The organism is Acinetobacter sp. ANC 3882 (assembly GCF_022549545.1).
In the GTDB taxonomy this organism is placed as follows: Bacteria; Pseudomonadota; Gammaproteobacteria; order Pseudomonadales; family Moraxellaceae; genus Acinetobacter.
Genome location: NZ_JAKZGB010000004.1, coordinates 269,945 through 287,051 on the forward strand (window position 1 = coordinate 269,945; position 17,107 = coordinate 287,051).

16 protein-coding genes are annotated in these 17,107 nt (G+C 39.8%); 10 read left to right on the plus strand and 6 right to left on the minus strand.

Translation table 11 applies throughout. The annotated features are described in order from the left end of the window. Nucleotides 1-433 precede the first annotated feature (433 nt). Both MMO42_RS10545 and MMO42_RS10550 read left to right on the plus strand, forming a co-directional pair. On the plus strand, nucleotides 434-1,858 hold the full coding sequence (locus MMO42_RS10545) for a GntP family permease (protein ID WP_241320492.1): 1,425 nt from the start codon (nucleotides 434-436) through the stop codon (nucleotides 1,856-1,858). A gap of 72 nt (nucleotides 1,859-1,930) precedes the next feature. After that, nucleotides 1,931-2,716, plus strand: a complete 786-nt coding sequence (locus MMO42_RS10550; RefSeq protein WP_241320493.1) for a 3-hydroxybutyrate dehydrogenase — start codon at nucleotides 1,931-1,933, stop codon at nucleotides 2,714-2,716. Nucleotides 2,717-2,780: 64 nt separating this feature from the next. On the opposite strand, the gene MMO42_RS10555 is transcribed toward MMO42_RS10550, so the two are convergent. Then, nucleotides 2,781-3,389, minus strand: coding sequence for a hypothetical protein (locus MMO42_RS10555; protein WP_241320494.1), 609 nt, complete (start codon nucleotides 3,387-3,389; stop codon nucleotides 2,781-2,783). Nucleotides 3,390-3,551: 162 nt separating this feature from the next. Here MMO42_RS10555 and MMO42_RS10560 point away from each other — a divergent pair, with 162 nt between their 5' ends. Together MMO42_RS10560 and MMO42_RS10565 are read left to right on the plus strand one after the other, a co-directional pair. Further along, nucleotides 3,552-4,139 (plus strand): hypothetical protein, encoded by a 588-nt coding sequence (locus tag MMO42_RS10560; RefSeq protein WP_241320495.1) that lies wholly within the window; start codon nucleotides 3,552-3,554, stop codon nucleotides 4,137-4,139. Between the two features lie 103 nt (nucleotides 4,140-4,242). Next, the gene (locus MMO42_RS10565; RefSeq protein ID WP_241320496.1) at nucleotides 4,243-5,262 is read left to right on the plus strand and encodes a molecular chaperone DnaJ; all 1,020 of its coding nucleotides are present in this window, start codon (nucleotides 4,243-4,245) and stop codon (nucleotides 5,260-5,262) included. Nucleotides 5,263-5,307: 45 nt separating this feature from the next. On the opposite strand, the gene MMO42_RS10570 is transcribed toward MMO42_RS10565, so the two are convergent. The 3 genes from MMO42_RS10570 to MMO42_RS10580 all read right to left on the minus strand — a co-directional run bounded on the left by MMO42_RS10570 (nucleotide 5,308) and on the right by MMO42_RS10580 (nucleotide 10,484). Further along, entirely contained in the window at nucleotides 5,308-5,979 is a 672-nt protein-coding gene (locus tag MMO42_RS10570) for a hypothetical protein (protein ID WP_241320497.1), read from the minus strand. Next, on the minus strand, nucleotides 5,972-7,513 hold the full coding sequence (locus MMO42_RS10575) for an AAA family ATPase (RefSeq protein ID WP_241320498.1): 1,542 nt from the start codon (nucleotides 7,511-7,513) through the stop codon (nucleotides 5,972-5,974). Before MMO42_RS10575 ends, MMO42_RS10570 begins: the two co-directional genes overlap by 8 nt. A gap of 70 nt (nucleotides 7,514-7,583) precedes the next feature. Next, nucleotides 7,584-10,484, minus strand: a complete 2,901-nt coding sequence (locus tag MMO42_RS10580) for a valine--tRNA ligase (RefSeq protein WP_241320499.1) — start codon at nucleotides 10,482-10,484, stop codon at nucleotides 7,584-7,586. 372 nt (nucleotides 10,485-10,856) lie between these two features. On the opposite strand from MMO42_RS10580, the gene MMO42_RS10585 reads away from it, so the two are divergent. From MMO42_RS10585 to MMO42_RS10610, 6 genes are all read left to right on the plus strand, one after another. Then, nucleotides 10,857-11,537, plus strand: coding sequence for a hypothetical protein (locus tag MMO42_RS10585; RefSeq protein ID WP_241320500.1), 681 nt, complete (start codon nucleotides 10,857-10,859; stop codon nucleotides 11,535-11,537). 112 nt (nucleotides 11,538-11,649) lie between these two features. Beyond that, nucleotides 11,650-12,312 carry a hypothetical protein gene (locus MMO42_RS10590; protein ID WP_005296370.1) on the plus strand — a complete coding sequence of 221 codons (663 nt, stop codon included), beginning with the start codon at nucleotides 11,650-11,652 and terminating at the stop codon, nucleotides 12,310-12,312. A gap of 13 nt (nucleotides 12,313-12,325) precedes the next feature. Further along, nucleotides 12,326-13,132 (plus strand): SDR family NAD(P)-dependent oxidoreductase, encoded by an 807-nt coding sequence (locus MMO42_RS10595; RefSeq protein ID WP_241320501.1) that lies wholly within the window; start codon nucleotides 12,326-12,328, stop codon nucleotides 13,130-13,132. 33 nt (nucleotides 13,133-13,165) lie between these two features. Further along, complete coding sequence (locus MMO42_RS10600; protein WP_241320502.1) at nucleotides 13,166-13,501, plus strand: hypothetical protein; 336 nt, start codon at nucleotides 13,166-13,168, stop codon at nucleotides 13,499-13,501. Between the two features lie 53 nt (nucleotides 13,502-13,554). Next, on the plus strand, nucleotides 13,555-14,262 hold the full coding sequence (locus MMO42_RS10605) for a diphthine--ammonia ligase (protein ID WP_241320503.1): 708 nt from the start codon (nucleotides 13,555-13,557) through the stop codon (nucleotides 14,260-14,262). Nucleotides 14,263-14,495: 233 nt separating this feature from the next. Beyond that, entirely contained in the window at nucleotides 14,496-16,124 is a 1,629-nt protein-coding gene (locus MMO42_RS10610) for an OFA family MFS transporter (protein WP_241320504.1), read from the plus strand. Nucleotides 16,125-16,240: 116 nt separating this feature from the next. Here the strand turns inward: MMO42_RS10610 and MMO42_RS10615 are convergent, their stop codons facing one another. Both MMO42_RS10615 and MMO42_RS10620 read right to left on the minus strand, forming a co-directional pair. Continuing rightward, on the minus strand, nucleotides 16,241-16,675 hold the full coding sequence (locus MMO42_RS10615; RefSeq protein WP_241320505.1) for a heavy metal-binding domain-containing protein: 435 nt from the start codon (nucleotides 16,673-16,675) through the stop codon (nucleotides 16,241-16,243). An 8-nt stretch (nucleotides 16,676-16,683) separates the two neighbouring features. Further along, the gene (locus MMO42_RS10620) at nucleotides 16,684-17,034 is read right to left on the minus strand and encodes a YbjQ family protein (protein ID WP_005296351.1); all 351 of its coding nucleotides are present in this window, start codon (nucleotides 17,032-17,034) and stop codon (nucleotides 16,684-16,686) included. Between the last annotated feature and the right edge of the window lie 73 nt (nucleotides 17,035-17,107).

Below are 17,107 nucleotides of genomic sequence, written 5' to 3' on the forward strand. Positions count from 1 at the left end.
GCATTTTTGTTAATTCGTTGATCAGAGGCAAGCCGTTTATTTTTTAAAATATGAGACGAGATTATTCATTTATTTTATCGCAATATCGAAAAATAGATTATTAAAATAATAAGCTAAATATACTTTGAATGGATTAATGAGTATTTTTTAATAGTTAATTTGTTTTATTAATCAATCAAAATAATTAACCTTTTGTTTGTTATGTGTATGATTTTTATAATTAATTTAAATTATTATTTTTGTTTTAATGATATTGTTTTTTATGATTTTAATGCTATTTTAAAATACGTTTTAACATGCGTCTTTGCTTTAGATTCTGTACTGCAGTTCGCAGTATTTTAATTTTATTTATGGTTAGGATAACCAGCACATAGTATAAAAAAAATAATTTGGTTGACCCTGACATATATTCTTTGGAATGGAGTAAAAGAATATGTGGGACTTATTTGTCATTCTGCTGTCTTTAGGCTTGTTGATGTACACCGCCTATCGCGGTTTTTCTGTGATTTTGATGGCGCCATTGTGCGCATTACTGGCGGTTTTTCTGATTAACCCCGCCAATGTACTGCCGTTTTATTCAGGCGTTTTCATGCCGAAAATGGTCAATTTCATCAAAGACTATTTCTTAGTGTTCTTGCTTGGTGCAATCTTTGGCAAAGTGGTGGAAATGTCGGGGATTGCCGAGTCGATTGCCCGTACCATTGTCAATTTGATTGGTGCAAAGAAAGCTATTTTAACCGTGGTTTTACTCGGTGCCATTCTGACTTATAGCGGTGTCAGCCTGTTTGTGGCGGTGTTTGCGATTTATCCATTTGCCAACCAATTGTTCCAACAAGCCAATATTCCAAAACGTTTGATTCCCGGCACTATTGCCTTAGGCGCATTTACATTCACCATGGATGCCTTGCCGGGCACACCACAAATTCAGAACGTGATTCCAACCACGTTCTTTGGCACCAATATCTATGCAGCACCATTTCTCGGTGTGATTGGAGCGATTTTCGTCTTAAGCATGGGCCTACTTTATTTGGAGTCACGTCGTAAAGCTGCGGCACGTGCGGGTGAAGGCTATGCAGGTTTTGCTGCGGAGGGTGACGCTACACAAACGACTGCGGATGTAGAGTCATCTCAGCAAAGCAACGGTTCAGTGTTACGTCAAGGTATGGCCTTTGTGCCATTGATTCTGGTTGCAGTCATGAACCGTTATCTATCTACGGCAATCAAAGAATGGTATCCGAATGGCTTTGATTTTAATGCGATTGGTCTCGCCAATTATACCGTTGATGTGGCAAAAACGGGTGCGATCTGGGCAGTCGGTTTGGCGTTGATTGTCGGCATTATTGCTGCGATCTTATTTGATTATCAACGAGTTGTAACCAATTTCAAAGAAGGTGTGAATGCCAGTATCAGTGGTTCTTTATTGGCAGTGATGAACACTGCATCTGAGTATGGTTTTGGAGCGATTATTGCGGCATTACCGGGCTTTGCTTTGATTAGCCATGCATTGGGTACAACCTTTACCAATCCTTTGGTCAATGGTGCAGTGACCACGACAGTACTGGCAGGGATTACAGGTTCGGCATCGGGCGGGATGAGTATTGCCTTGAGTGCGATGGCCGAAACCTATAACGCAGCTATTTTAGCAGCAGGTATTCCACCTGAAGTGATGCATCGCGTGGTGGCGATGGCATCGGGCGGTATGGATACGCTGCCGCATAATGGCGCAGTGATTACCTTACTCGCCGTGACAGGTTTAACCCATAAGCAATCCTATAAAGATATTTTCGCAGTGACGATTATTAAAACCTTGGTGGTATTTGTGGTGATTGCTGCATTTACATGGTTCGGTATTGTCTAAGTCGAACTTTAATTTCAGTTTGTCCGTATTGATTGGCGAGCAATCAAGATCATCAAGAACAGGAGTAGCACAGTGACTCAACAACTCGAAGCCAAAGTGGCCTTTATTACTGGTTCAGCGAGCGGTATTGGTTTGGAAATTGCGAAAAAATTTGCTCAGGAAGGCGCGAAAGTGGTGATTTCTGATGCCAATGCAGAGAAATGTGAGCAAGCAGTGGCGCAGTTAAAACAGCAAGGTTTTGAGGCGTTGTCTGCGCCTTGTGATGTGACTGATGAACAGGCCTATAAAGCTGCGATTGAGTTGACCACGCAAACTTTTGGGCGTTTAGATATCCTGATCAATAATGCAGGTTTTCAGCATGTTGCAGCAATTGAAGATTTCTCAACGGACATTTATCAGAAGCTGGTACAGGTGATGCTGACAGGTTCATTTATCGGAATTAAACATGCGTTTCCAATTATGAAAGCGCAGCAATATGGTCGTATTATCAATATGTCTTCGATCAATGGCTTGATTGGTTTTGCAGGGAAGGCTGGATATAACAGTGCCAAGCATGGGGTGATTGGTTTGACCAAAGTGGCGGCTTTGGAATGTGCGCGTGACGGAATTACTGTGAATGCATTATGTCCGGGTTATGTGGACACGCCATTGGTGCGTGGGCAAATTGCTGACTTGGCGAAAACCCGCAATGTGAGTCTGGAAAGTGCTTTGGAAGATGTGATTTTAGCGATGGTGCCACAAAAGCGTTTACTCAGTGTTGAAGAAATTGCCGACTATGCGATTTTCCTTGCCAGTAACAAAGCCGCAGGGATTACAGGACAGGCGGTGGTGATGGATGGTGGTTATACCGCGCAGTAATTGCTTTATCTGATTGAATAAGCCGCTGAAAGAAGCGGCTTTTTTATGAAATGAAAGTGCTGAGTTAGCACAGCGCAATGCGTTTAATTTTTTCATCTGCTAAGAAAAACACAGATGTTGCACAGGTTTCTTCTAATACATTGACTGAAATACCATCACCTTTGAACTTTAGATAATGTTTTGGATCAATTTGCTCATTAGCTAAGATGTTTCCATCTTCATCAAAGCGATAGTCTTCATCCAAGTAAATCTCTGTTTTAGGTGCAACTTCAAAAGTTCCGAAAATATCGAGGTCATAATCTTTATCTGTATTTTCGTAGTAATAAACTTTGTCGCTATTTGAGATACGGAATTCAAAGAGATATTTCATTCCCTTTTTATTGGGGTTTTTCAGCACTCGAAAGGTATCCAGATTTCCATCGCCATCAAAATCAATAAACACAGGCTTTTTGAGATGGGTTGTATCGACTGAATAGCCTTTTGGTAGTGGAGTTGAATTATTGGCGAGATAATCGGATTCGGGTGTAGCGGGAATAACTACAGGTTCCGATGCGACTTTAGTCTGTTGAACTGCTTTTGGTGCGGGTTGATCGCTTTCTGAAGATGTTTTTGGTTTTTCATTACATCCAGTGAGCAAAATAAATGAGGTGAGTAATAGGACTTTATTCTTCATACAATTCGAGTATTTAAATGATGATGCATATAAAAGATTTTAGCTTAAAAAATGGGTTTGTCATTTTTAATGTTTCATTCAAACTGAGGAGTATGAGAACTTTCTTTAGTCGCTATTTTTTAAGTTAGAATGAATCAGCCTTTAATTCTAATATGACTTCATATGAACAATAAATTCGTCAGCTTTTGCCTTTTATCTTTGTGTTTAATTCAAATAAACCAAGCCCAAGCAACGCCATTTAAGACCTATCAATCAGAAGTATTGCATTGTGGTGAAGCAACCTTTCAGGTGATTTCATCCTGTTTTGATCCTGATGAAGGCGCATTGAGAGGCAGCGGGGGCGTCATGCGTGAATCTTGTGAGTCGAGTCATTTGCAGGTGAACTGGAAAGGACAGCAAAAGCGGATTGATTTTCCAATTGCAACCGCAGCACAAACGCAGCAATTAAAAAGCAAAGGCTATACGTTGCAAAAAGTGCTTCGCCAAGGGGATTGGTCACCACAAAGTTTGGCCTGTGGTCAGGTCAAAGACATTTCGGGATATTTTGTTGTGGTCAATCAAGCAACCACCAATGATTTGAATCAAGAGTACTTGGGCAAAGGGTCGCTGAGTGAAGAGCCTGTGTTACTGAATTTGAATGGCAGCATGACCAGTGATGCACTTAAACAAAAAATCTATCCCTTGCTTAAACAGGATAAAGTTAAAATCACCAAAGTCGTTTCAGCCAATGCCTTATTTGGTGATGAGTAAAGTTTAGTTAAGCGACATGTTTCTCCAAACACGATATTGAAGGCGTTTGCTGACTTTGTCGGCTGATTATTGCTACACTTTTTTATTTTTAGGCGGCAGCATTATGTCCTTTGATCTCAAAGTCAGTTTAAAGCAAAGGGCTGAACCTTCCTCACAGCAGAAAAAGCTAAATCGCCTGATTGATCAAATAGAACAGCAAAAGATCAGCCTTGCCACTTGGCAGAATGCGCAAGCCGAGATTCAACAACATACACGACAAAAACTGATGCCTGTGTATAGCGAGCTGCATGAAATCCTGTTTCAGCAGTTAGATCAGCTTTGGAATTTGTTGCAGCAGCATGAGTTTTCCAAAGCAGATATGCAGCAACTGGATGAAAAAATTGCCCAGCTTGCCCAAATGTTAAAACGTTCCAAGATGTTGAATGATGAACAGTTAAAGCTGGTCAAGCAGATCGATACTTTTTATCAGCAACATGAACAGCAATCGCTTAAAAAGAATAAAAAAGTACAGTTAGCCAAGTTTGAACAGTATGAGAGTTCTGAGCAAGATATAGAATTGGAAGATGACTTTGAGCAGTATGCTGCAGAGCAGCAACAGGCACGTGAACAGGCTAAACAACTTCGCCAGCAGCAGAAACGTGAACAAGCTGAGCAGATGGCAGCGCAGTCGCTGAAAACGGTCTATTTAAAAATTGCTGCGATGATTCACCCCGATCGTGAGCAAGACGAGACCAAGAAAGAAGAAAAAACCGAGTTGTTTCAGCAGGCGAGTCAGGCTTATGAACAGCAGGATTTGTTTTATTTGCTCAAGCTTCAATTACAGTTGGAACAGAACAAAGGTGTTGGTACGAAAGAGTTATCAGCGGAGCAGGTGAAGTTTTATAAACTGGCTTTGGATGCACAGAGTCAGCAGCTCGACAGTCAAATTGAAGAGATTCTGGATTCTTTTCAGTTGGCGAAGAAAGTCAAAGCTGAGCATCTGCATATCAGTGATGTGTATAAAGCCATAGATGCGGATTGTGCTGAGTTAAAACAGCAGTTGAAGTGGGAAAAAGAGCGTTTAAAGCATATGAAGAAGGTGAATGGGGTGGAGATGTTGTTGGTGGGGCATGGGGTGCTTTAATGTTTTTCACCCTCTTCCTTTGGAAGAGGGTTTGAAAGGTTAGTTTTAAAAGTTAATATATGTTCCCATTTTTGCAACTAAAACTTCGTCATCTAATACGTACCAACGCCAAAAAGCAGAAAATGGATAATGAGGAGAGGTCATGTTTTTTAATTTATCTACTTCTTCTCCTTCTTGAAAAGAAGTAAGTCTTTTTGATTTGAGTTTACCCCTTATTTCTAGCATTAGAGATAACTCTTCCAATAATTGGTTTATTAATTCCCTTCTACTAATTCTTCTAGCAGCTGTTGAAATATCATTAAAGCATCTATCTAATAATTCTACAGTTCTAACTGAACTTGCATAATTTGGGTCAGTAGAAGCACATTGGTTTTTGACTAATACAGGATCATTTGCACGAGAAGGGGCTACTATTAAAATATTCCTAAAGATATTATGGTTGGTATCACAAGGGTTTAAAATATACTCATAGTTATCACCTTTTATTCTATTGCATCTTTTACAACTATAAAATAAATTCCCCCATTCAAATTTTAATGAAGGATAATGAGCATGAGGTAAAAAATGTTCAACTTCAACCTCTTGTACTTTATCATTTTCACATAAATAGCATTTCGAATAACATATCTCTGAAAGAGCAGCAAGAATAGGAGCTGTATTATATTTATTTCTCAGAAGATCAGCAGGAGCAGGTAGGGAGCGAATAATCTCAAACATCAAGATCACCTAATTCATCATTGTCAATTAGGAAGTTTAAAGCTTGCATATAAATGTTTTTTGATTCGATATTTAATTTCGACTTGTATGGTTCTAGCTTTTTAAGCTCATTATTTAGACTCTTAAAATCAATAATATCGCTGCGCATAGTATTATAAATATAATCAATCGACTCTTTCAAGTCTATTGATTCAGTATTGACATGAAATAACTCCTTGGTTATGGTCTCAACTGAATACTTACTGAGGTTTTCATCGATAAAACTGCCATCTGTTAAATCGAAAATAACTGTGTCATTATTGGATGATGTAATTACAAAAGGTGAATGTGTGGTGACAATAAATTGAATATTTGGAAAAGATTTAATAAAAAAAGGAAAAATTTTTCTTTGTAGTGATATGTGAAGGTGTGCATCTATTTCATCAATTAATACAATGCCATTTAACTCATCAGGTAAAATATTTAATAATTGTGAACGCATCATTAATTCGGTGTATATCGTGAATATTGATGAATAGCCAGAAGAAAGATTTTGAAAGTTAAATGTTTTCTTATTTTGGTTTATTAAAAATTTTTTTGTTTTGTAATCAAAAAGCAATGAAGTTGAATCATCTTCAAATATAAATTTTAAATCATTATCAAGTTTTTTAAACCATTGATCAATTTTCTCAGCATACTCTTGATCAGATCTTTCTGTTATAGCTAATGATTTTTCTATTTTAATATTAACTAAATATTGTTCAAATGCTTGACTGAGGTTAGTATCATAGCCTGTTTTTGCACTATTTATATAATCATCCAATGAACAAGTATTAGTGGAATGTGTTATTTGAGTTTGTCTAAATGCTGAAAAATAGTTAAAAGTGATTCTTGTTGATCTGATATCTCTATTTAATTCATCAATTTTTTCAATTTTAACTTTTAAGTCACTACCAATAGTTGTAAAAATGTCAAAGTTATTTAAAATTTTTAACATTTTTTCTAAATTATATATTAAGTCATCAGTTTCTGATAAAATATTTTTCTCAAATCTATTATCTAAAATGTAGTCAGGTAATAAATGTTCTATATAGTTGTGAGATTCTAAAATAATTTTACTTGAATTTAGTTCATGTGTGTATCTGTTCCTATTTTTCATATTAGATTTAATGGAAAAGTATATGTCATTTAGAATTGTTTTTGATATTTCGTAAAATTGATTGTTATTTTTTACGTTGAATTCACTTTTGCTTTTGCTTAAACTGATTAGTTTTTTATAATCAGAATGATTTATTATGGAGTTTAGCTCGTGGTTCTGGTTTAATATAGAATTTAGTCTGATTATGAAAGTCTGTTTTGCTTTGTAACTTTCGTCTGAAAGTGATGCAATCTTAGATAGTAACTCTTTCGTAATAGTATTATTAATTTGGTTCAAAAAGAATGTTTTACCAACACCATTTTGACCTGTTATGATTAAGTTTCTACCATGTAACGGAATTTTTATTTCCTTTGCTAAACCTTTTGTTGTACCAGTTATGCTTTGTAAATATTTCATAATTTTTAATTAATAAAGGGCTGAATAGTCAGCCCTTTATATTACATATTAATTTTAAAGTTACAATACTTTACAGAGCAGCAATTTGCTCCATACTTTGCTTAATTTTCGCTAACTGATCAGCAAACTCAGCCAATTTAACCTTTTCACCTTCAACAACCGCTGCTGGTGCTTTAGCTACAAAGCCTTCATTCGAAAGTTTATTGGCAATTTGATCATGTTGCTTTTGAACTTTATCCAAGTCCTTCTGCAAACGACCCAATTCAGCTTTAGGATCAATCAAGCCTTTCATTGGTACAAATACCGATGCATGGCTGACAACACTAGAACAAGACAACGGTGGTTCTTGCTCATTGCTTAAGAACTCGATGCTTTCAACTTTCGCCAATGCTTTGAATAAAGCTTCGATACGGATGATTTGCTCACGCTCAGCATCAGAAATGTTCTTGAGTAATACAGGCAATAAACGTGCATTACCTAAGCCCATTTCACCACGGATATTACGTACCGCACCAATCAAACCTTGTAACCACTGCATATCTGCTTCAGCTTGATCATTCACCTTCGCTTGATCAGGTACAGGGTATTGCGCAGTCATAATCGTAGCACCGCCTTTGCCCAACATTGGCGCAAGCGTTTGCCAGATTTCTTCTGTCAAATACGGCATCAACGGATGTGCTAAACGTAAAGACGCTTCCATCACCGCAAGTAACACACGGCGAACTTCGGCTTTACGCTCTTCAGACACATTGGCATCGTTTAGAACTGGCTTGGTTAACTCAACGTACCAGTCGCAATATTCATTCCAGATAAAGTCATAGATCGCTTGCGCAGCAAGGTCTAAACGATAGGTAGCAAATGCTTGATGTACCGCAGCTTCTGCTTTTTGCAGACGGCTCATGATCCATTTTTCTGGAAGTTCCCAAAGTTCAGGACGCGCTTCTTGAGCTACCGTTTGACCTTCAACATTCATCAATACGAAACGGGTTGCGTTCCAGATTTTGTTGGCAAAGTTACGATAGCCTTCAACACGTTTCATATCAAACTTAATGTCACGACCCGTGTTCGCAAGCGCACAGAATGTGAAACGAACTGCATCGGTACCGTAAGCTTGAATGCCTTCTGGGAATTCTTTACGCGTTGATTTCTCAATCTTCGCTGCTTGTTTTGGATTCATTAGACCTGTAGTACGTTTTTGTACCAAAGTCTCAAGGTCAACACCGTCAATCAAGTCCAGTGGGTCAAGCACGTTACCCTTAGACTTCGACATCTTCTGACCTTCGCCATCACGGACTAGACCATGCACATAAACCGTTTTAAACGGGACTTGTGGCGTACCATCTTCATTCTTCATGAAGTGCATCGTAAACATGATCATACGAGCAACCCAGAAGAAGATGATGTCAAAACCAGTCACCAATACATCAGTTGGGTGGAACGTATTGAGGAAATAGTTTTCCGCATCTTTCTTGGCATCGCCAGTCCAACCTAAAGTTGAGAAGGTCCACAGCGCAGAAGAGAACCATGTATCCAGTACATCTTCATCTTGGTTTAACACAACATCAGCAGGGATGTTGTTTTTAGCACGGACTTCAGCTTCGTCACGACCGACATAGATGTTACCTTCAGCGTCGTACCAAGCTGGGATACGGTGACCCCACCAAAGCTGACGAGAGATACACCAGTCTTGGATGTTGTTCATCCACGCCATGTACATGTTGCTGTACTGTTCAGGAACAAACTTGATACGACCATCTTGAACTGCTTCAATTGCAGGTTGCGCCAATGGTGCAATTTTTACATACCATTGGTCTGTCAATAACGGCTCAACGATTACACCTGAACGGTCGCCACGAGGTGGTTTAAGCGTATAAGGTTGGATTTGATCTAACCAGCCTTCAGCTTCGGCTTGTTCAACCAGTTTTTTACGTGCTTCAAAACGCTCTAAACCGATATAGTCCGCAGGAGCAGGGATGGTTTTAGAAATTTGTTCGCCTGCTTTAGCGATGTATTCAAACTCAGCCAATACTTCTGCATTTTTATTGAAGATATTGATAATTGGCAATTCACAACGCTTACCGACTTCATAGTCGTTAAAGTCATGTGCAGGGGTGATTTTCACACAGCCTGTACCGAATTCTTTATCTACATATTCGTCTTTAACGATTGGAACAGCACGACCTGTAATTGGCAGGATAATGTTCTGACCCACAAGGTGTGAATAGCGTTCATCATCCAATGCCACAGCAACCGCGGTATCACCTAACAAAGTTTCAGGACGAGTGGTAGCGACAACGATGTGGTCTTTACCATCATGGGTCCGTAGGTTTTTATCTTCAAAGAAATATTTGAAGTGCCACAATGAACCTGCTTCTTCTTTATCTGATTCAACTTCTAAATCTGACAGCGCAGTTTGTAGTTTCGGGTCCCAGTTGACTAAGCGTTTGCCACGATAGATCAAGCCATCTTCATGCAGTTTAACGAAGACTTCTTTGACCGCATTCGACAAACCTTCATCCATAGTGAAGCGTTCACGCGACCAGTCTACTGAAGAACCTAGGCGACGGATCTGACGGGTGATGGTATCGCCCGATTGTTCTTTCCATTCCCAGATCTTTTCGATGAATTTTTCACGACCTAAGTCATGACGGCTGACACCTTGCGCACCTAATTGACGCTCGACCACCATCTGCGTTGCAATCCCCGCATGGTCAGTTCCTGGTTGCCATAAGGTGTTTTTACCCATCATACGATTGTAACGCGTCAGTGCATCCATGATGGCATTGTTAAAACCATGCCCCATGTGCAAGCTACCCGTGACGTTCGGTGGTGGAATCATGATACAGAATGATTCACCTTGACCTGAAGGTTTGAAGTAACCTTGTTGTTCCCAGATTTGATACCATTTCTTTTCGATCTCGGTTGGATCGTAAGTGGTTGCAATATTTTGAGCAGATTGAGCGTCAGTCATAGTACAGAAGATTAAAATTGAATAAAAAATTGCATCTATTGTAGCAAAAAATCCTCACTTCTGTAGGCATTTCAGCCTGACCTTATGTGAATGATTAAAGCCGCTTAAATAATGGCTAAATTGCGGTTTCTTGAGCTTTTATCGATGAGATGTTTAGTACATCTTCATAATGTGGCTGTTATTACAGCTAATCGATGACTCAATTAAGATAAGGTATTTATAGACTTCATTTTTTTCTGAAAAAGCCGATGAAAGGCGTTGGATTTTTATACAAATAGGATTAGATTTGTGTAATGCATCACATAACTTAAAAATATTGATGCTCAAAACAACAATATAAGAATGCGAAAAACTAAAAAAGGGATGCTTCTCATGAGTTATTCAATCCTATTGAAGATTAATGACGTTACACATGGACAATTTGAAGTGATTCGTCAGCAGCTCAATGCTGGCACCTATGAAAGCCAATCTAGAATCTTAGGTGAGGTACTTTCAGAAATTGCCTGCGATATTGTCGAGCAAGTCTTTTCAGTGTTATTGATCCAAAATCGCCAACCGACCCAGTTAACGCAAAAATATACCGCTGAATCTGAAAAGGTGATTCAACAGATTATTGCTGCGGTGCGTAAATATATGCCATGGTCGATTGCATTATTCGGTAATGAACGCCTTTGTCCTTTTGCCAATTATTTCTCCAATATGATCAAGTATCATGACGAGCAGGTTTATGTGTCTTATCCGATTGATCGACATTTGGTGCAACAGGTGCATGCCTTGGTAGAGCGACTAAAAAATAATGAAATCAGTGACATGGTTGATGTGTTCCAAACCTTGATTCAAATCGTGGATTTGGGGGTAACCAGTTTGATTCGTGAACCGAAAAAATGCCTTAACTTTAATACGGTGGTCGATAAAACCTTAAATGGGGTGATTAATATGACTGCGCATCTCAGTTATAAGCGTTTAGAGAAAATGGGTAACCAAGTCGATATGGGCGCTGCGACGGATTGCGTTAATCATTTTTTAGCATTTATGCATGTCGATACAGAATAGAGTGTGATAAATTCGGCGTGTACAATGCCAAAAACGTAGAAAAATAGATTGAATTAAAGGGCTTGTTAAACAAGCTCTTTTTTTATGGGATCTTACAATTAGGGTTATGAGAATGAACACCGCCGTTTTTTTAAATATTCATGCGGATACATACGCAAGGTTTGCCCATATTCGAACGCAATTGTTGCAAGGAACGAAGGAAAGTCAAGCCAGTGCACTGGGCAATGTTTTGTCAGAAATTGCTTGTGAAGTGATTGAACAAGTATTTATGGTGCTATTACAAGAAAATCAGCACTATTCACAAACTGGTGAATCCGAAAAAGTCATCCAACAAATTTTAGAAGCGATTCGCAAATATATGCCGTGGTCGATTTCATTCTTTGGGAATGATCGTTTAATTCCGCTGGTTGAATATCTTTCAAAGACCTTGCAGATTGAAGATGAACAGGTATACATGACCTATCCTGTAGAGCAGCATTTAGCACAAAAAGTCATCGCTTCGAGCCAGAAGTTGGCTGGTGGAGATCATCGGGAAATTTCCAATGCATTGAAACTTCTCACCGAAGTGATTGACGAAGGTGTGACACATTTAATTCGCGAACCGAAGAAATGCCTCAAGTTCAATTTTGTGGTTGATAAAACTTTAAATGGGGTAATTAATATGACCACACATTTGGGTTATAAGCGTTTGGAAAAACTCGGTACGCAAATTGATCAGCAAGTGGCTGCAACGTATGTGGATTATTTCCTCAAGTTTATGCGTCATCAAGCATAGGTAGGGCAGAACAATGGCAAAACTTAAAAGTCTTGAAAATAAAGTGGTCTGGATTACAGGCGCTTCGTCTGGTTTAGGCAAAGCTTTGGCACGTGAATGTGCATTACAAGGTGCGCAGGTGGTGTTGACTTCACGTCGTTATGATGAGTTAGAAGCAGTACGTGTCGGTTTACTCAAACCAGAACAGCATATTTCGATTGCTGCGGACATTACCGATGAAGCTCAAGTTCGCCATGCACATGAACAGGTTTTAGCCAGCAAAGGGCGTATTGATTGGCTCATCAATAATGCAGGTTTGAGTCAACGTGCCTTGATCCAAGACACCACCATGCAAACTGAACGTGCCATCATGGAAGTCGACTACTTCTCGCAAGTGTTCTTTACCAAAACCGTATTGCCGACCTTTTTAAAACAAAAATCAGGTCGGGTGGTCTTTGTTTCCAGTGTGGCGGGTTTGTTAGGTACGCAATATCGCGCTACTTATTCGGCTGCGAAAGGCGCGATTCATTTATGGGCCAACAGCTTGCGTGCTGAAGTGGCTAAAGAGGGTGTTGAAGTTTCTGTGGTGTTCCCTGGTTTTGTGAAAACCAATGTATCTTTTAATGCTTTAAATGGCGAAGGCAAGCCACAAGGACATCAAGATGAAGCCATTGAGAATGGTTTAGATGCCGATGTCTTCGCCGAACGTGTGGTGGAGTCGTTGATGGCAGGGGATGAATATATTGTGGTGGGTGGGAAAAAAGAGCAACTGGGCGTGCTGGTTTCTCGGTTATCGCCAAGCTTGTTATATAAAATGATTCGAAAAATGAAAGTGAAATGAGTGTGCATTTTTCTGTTCCCAAGGGAAATATAAATGGAAGATAGTCAAAACTTATCTCAGCCATCCTCAAGTCATCGAGTATCAATTCCATTGATTGTAAGTTATCTGTTACTTACTTTACCTACTAGTTTTTTGCTGGGTGGACTAGTGAGTCAGTTATTTACAATCATGGCTCCACTTTTCGGAAATACAAAGAGCGATGCTTGGATTGGAATATTTATACTATCTGTCCCATCAATCTTGTTAGCTTGCCTTGTTGCATTGCCAATTATTATCAAAAAAGCGCCTCGCATTTTATCTACTGTTGTTTGGATATTTGGTTGCTTAACTTTATTTTTAGTTTTATATCTCACCAGTGTTTTCAACTAGTCTGAAATAATCAAGAATACAGTCGTTCATAAATGCTTATAGGGTAGGATTAAATGATAGCGGATAACCGTAAGAAAGCCGTTTTCAATTGGAGTGGTGGTAAAGACTCATCCTTGGCCTTGTACAAAGTTTTACAGCAGGATGAATTTGAGGTGATTGCCTTATTAACCACCGTGAATGAAGAAACCGAGTTGTCTTCGATGCATGCGATTCCACATAGACTGCTCGAAAAGCAGGCTGAAAGTATTGGTATTCCACTCTATCCTGTGTTTTTGCCAAAGAATCTGCCTGTATACGAACAGCGTATGTTGGATGCTGCCAATCATTTTAAAGCACAGGGTGTTGAGCATTTTATCTTTGGTGATATTTATTTAAGCGATGTGCGCAAATATCGGGAAGATCGTTTACATCCATTAGATATTGAAGTGGTTGAGCCGATATGGAATCTGAACTCGACTGAAGTGATGCAGGATTTTTTGGATTCAGGTATTAAAACCAAGATTATCGTGACGGATGCCAGCAAACTGGATGAGTCATTTATTGGACAGGATATCGATGCGGATCTGATTGAACGGATGCCAAGCGGAGTCGATGTCTGTGGTGAGAATGGTGAATATCACACCTTTGCTTATGCCGGTGCTTTATTCAAGCATCCTGTTGAGTTTGAAATTGCTGAAACGCGTCAGATGTCATACGAGTTTAAGTTAGAAGATGGGGAAGAAAAAACCTATCACTATTGGCAAGCGATTTTTGCCGAGTAGGACAAAATATCCTGTGTATGACACAGGATATTTTTTAAAAATCATTAAACCCGTTATTTACTTTTTATTAAAAAAAGCTACTTGATAAAAACTAGACATTTTTTGCACAATCATTCGATTGGTCTTCACTGAAAAATAAGCATAATACAAAGCTCTGGCATCAGCGTGAATCGCTGCCTAGATCCAAATGAATAATACTCACCTCTTTAGCAGTGAAGGCATGGAGATTGTACATGGAAAGACGACTTTCACTTCTGGCCAAGGAACGCACGATTGCCCATTCTGGTTATAACCGTTGGCTCTTGCCTCCTGCCGCACTGGCGATTCATCTCAGTATTGGTATGGCATATGGTTTTTCCGTATTTTGGTTGCCATTATCCAAAGCATTAGGAATTGATGCACCAATCGAATGTAAAAATATAGGGCTGCTTGAACAGCTGTTCACTACAACCTGTGATTGGAGTGTGTCTACATTAAGCATCATGTACACACTATTTTTTGTATTTCTCGGTTCGTCTGCATTTTTGTTTGGTGGTTGGCTTGAGCACGCGGGGCCTCGTAAGGCAGGTGTGGTTGCGGCATTTTGCTGGGCAACGGGTTTGATCTTGTCTGCGCTGGGTGTTTATACACACCAGCTATGGTTGATGTGGTTAGGCGGAGGTGTGGGCGGAATTGGGCTCGGGCTTGGCTATATTTCACCTGTATCTACCCTGATTAAGTGGTTTCCAGACCGTCGTGGTTTAGCAACTGGTCTTGCCATTATGGGCTTTGGTGGAGGTGCCATGATTGGTGCGCCACTCGCAGATAAATTGATGAAGTTTTTTGCGACAGATACTTCTGTTGGTGTGTGGCAAACGTTTTTGGTACTGGCTGCGGTTTATTTTATTTTTATGATGGGAGGAGCATTCGGTTATCGAATTCCTCCTTCAAATTGGAAACCGAGTGGCTGGCAACCAAGCGCAACGCATGCGACCGGTTTAGTCACCAATCGGCACGTACATTTAAATAAAGCATGGAAAACCAAACAGTTTTGGCTCATTTGGGGCGTACTCTGTTTAAATGTGTCTGCGGGGATTGGTATTCTAGCCATGGCGTCACCCTTGTTGCAGGAAGTGTTTGGTGGACGTCTCATTGGTTTAGATCTGGGTATTAATGAATTAAATACCGAGCAAAAAATGCAGATCGCAACTTTTGCAGCAGGTTTTACGGGTTTACTGTCGTTATTTAATATTGCAGGGCGTTTCTTTTGGGCATCGGCATCGGACTTTATTGGTCGTAAAAACACATATTTTATTTTTCTGGCATTGGGCTTTTTGTTATATGTCTCGATTCCACAGCTGGCCCAAACAGAAAATCTGCCTTTATTCGTTTTAGCTTTCTGCGTCATTCTGTCGATGTATGGTGGTGGTTTTGCCACGGTACCTGCTTACTTGGCTGATATTTTTGGTACGCAAATGGTCGGTGCAATTCATGGGCGCTTGCTGACGGCGTGGTCTGTGGCGGGCGTATTGGGCACATTGTTGATAACCAATATTCGAGATTATCAACTGGCACATGGCGTGGCTCAGGCGCAATCTTATGACACGACAATGTATATTTTGGCTGCTATGCTGGCGATTGGATTTGTACTCAATTTAATGGTCAAGCCAGTTGATGAAGACAAATACATGACCGAGGCTGAATTGGCCGCTGAGAAGGCTTTGGCGCATGAAAAATTACCGCAAGATTTAAGCGTGGAAAGTGATGTAGCACATACACCATCCAAGACGATTACCGTTGTGTTTGCATGGCTGGTCGTAGGTCTTCCTTTGTTGGCTGGTATTTGGTTTACCTTGCAAAAAGCGATTGTTTTATTTCATTAATCTGACGATGTCATGATCAATAAAAACTGCCTTGCAATAAATGCAGGCAGTTTTTATTATTTCTTCTAATTGTAGTGAGAGCCGAGTTGGGCAGGGCAATCTTTGTGCGAAGAGACTTAATTGACGATGGCAGTTCCATAGGCAAAGACTTCAACCATTCCACCTTGCATCCCCAATTCAGTGGTACTGAGTCGAACCCCCATAATCTGATTGGCACCCATGGCATGTGCTTCTTGCTTGAGTCGAATCATAGCTTCACGGCGCGCACGTTCTACCACACTTTCATAACTGACCAAGCGACCACCAAAGAAGTTGCGAATGGTTGCCAGCACATATTTAAAATAATCGTGGGAGATCACGACATTACTGCTGATCATTTGTCCATGCGCAGTTGTTTGCACATAACGATTGGTATCAATTCGAATATGAGCGAACTGTTTTTCTTTCTGATCCAGTTCGCGCAAGTGTTTTTGCTCGATATGACGGCCAAAACCCCAACCCACTGAAAATAGAATCAGAAATAGAATAATCTGAAAAATTAAACCATCCATAATATCGCCTATGCGCCAAATGGATCAGGGAGTTTAGGTGCAACAGGTTGAACTACAACAGCTGTACCATAGACAAAAAGTTCAGACGCACCTTGCGCAATATTTGAGGTTGAGAAACGAATACCGACAATGGCATTGGCCCCTAAACCTTTTGCCTTATCAATCATTCGTTGTGTCGCTTCTTGGCGAGATTCTTCAAGGAGTTCGGTATAACCGGTTAGTTCACCCCCGACAATATTCTTTAAGCCTGCCATCAAGTCACGGCCAACGTGTTTACTGCGAACGGTGCTGCCATACACAACATCGAGTTGACGTAAAATTTCATGGCCAGGTACAGATTCTAAACTGCTCAGTAACATAGTATTTTTCTAAATCATCAATATTTAGCTTTGAAGATAAGAAATATTCGCAATTGTTGCAATAAAAAAGCTC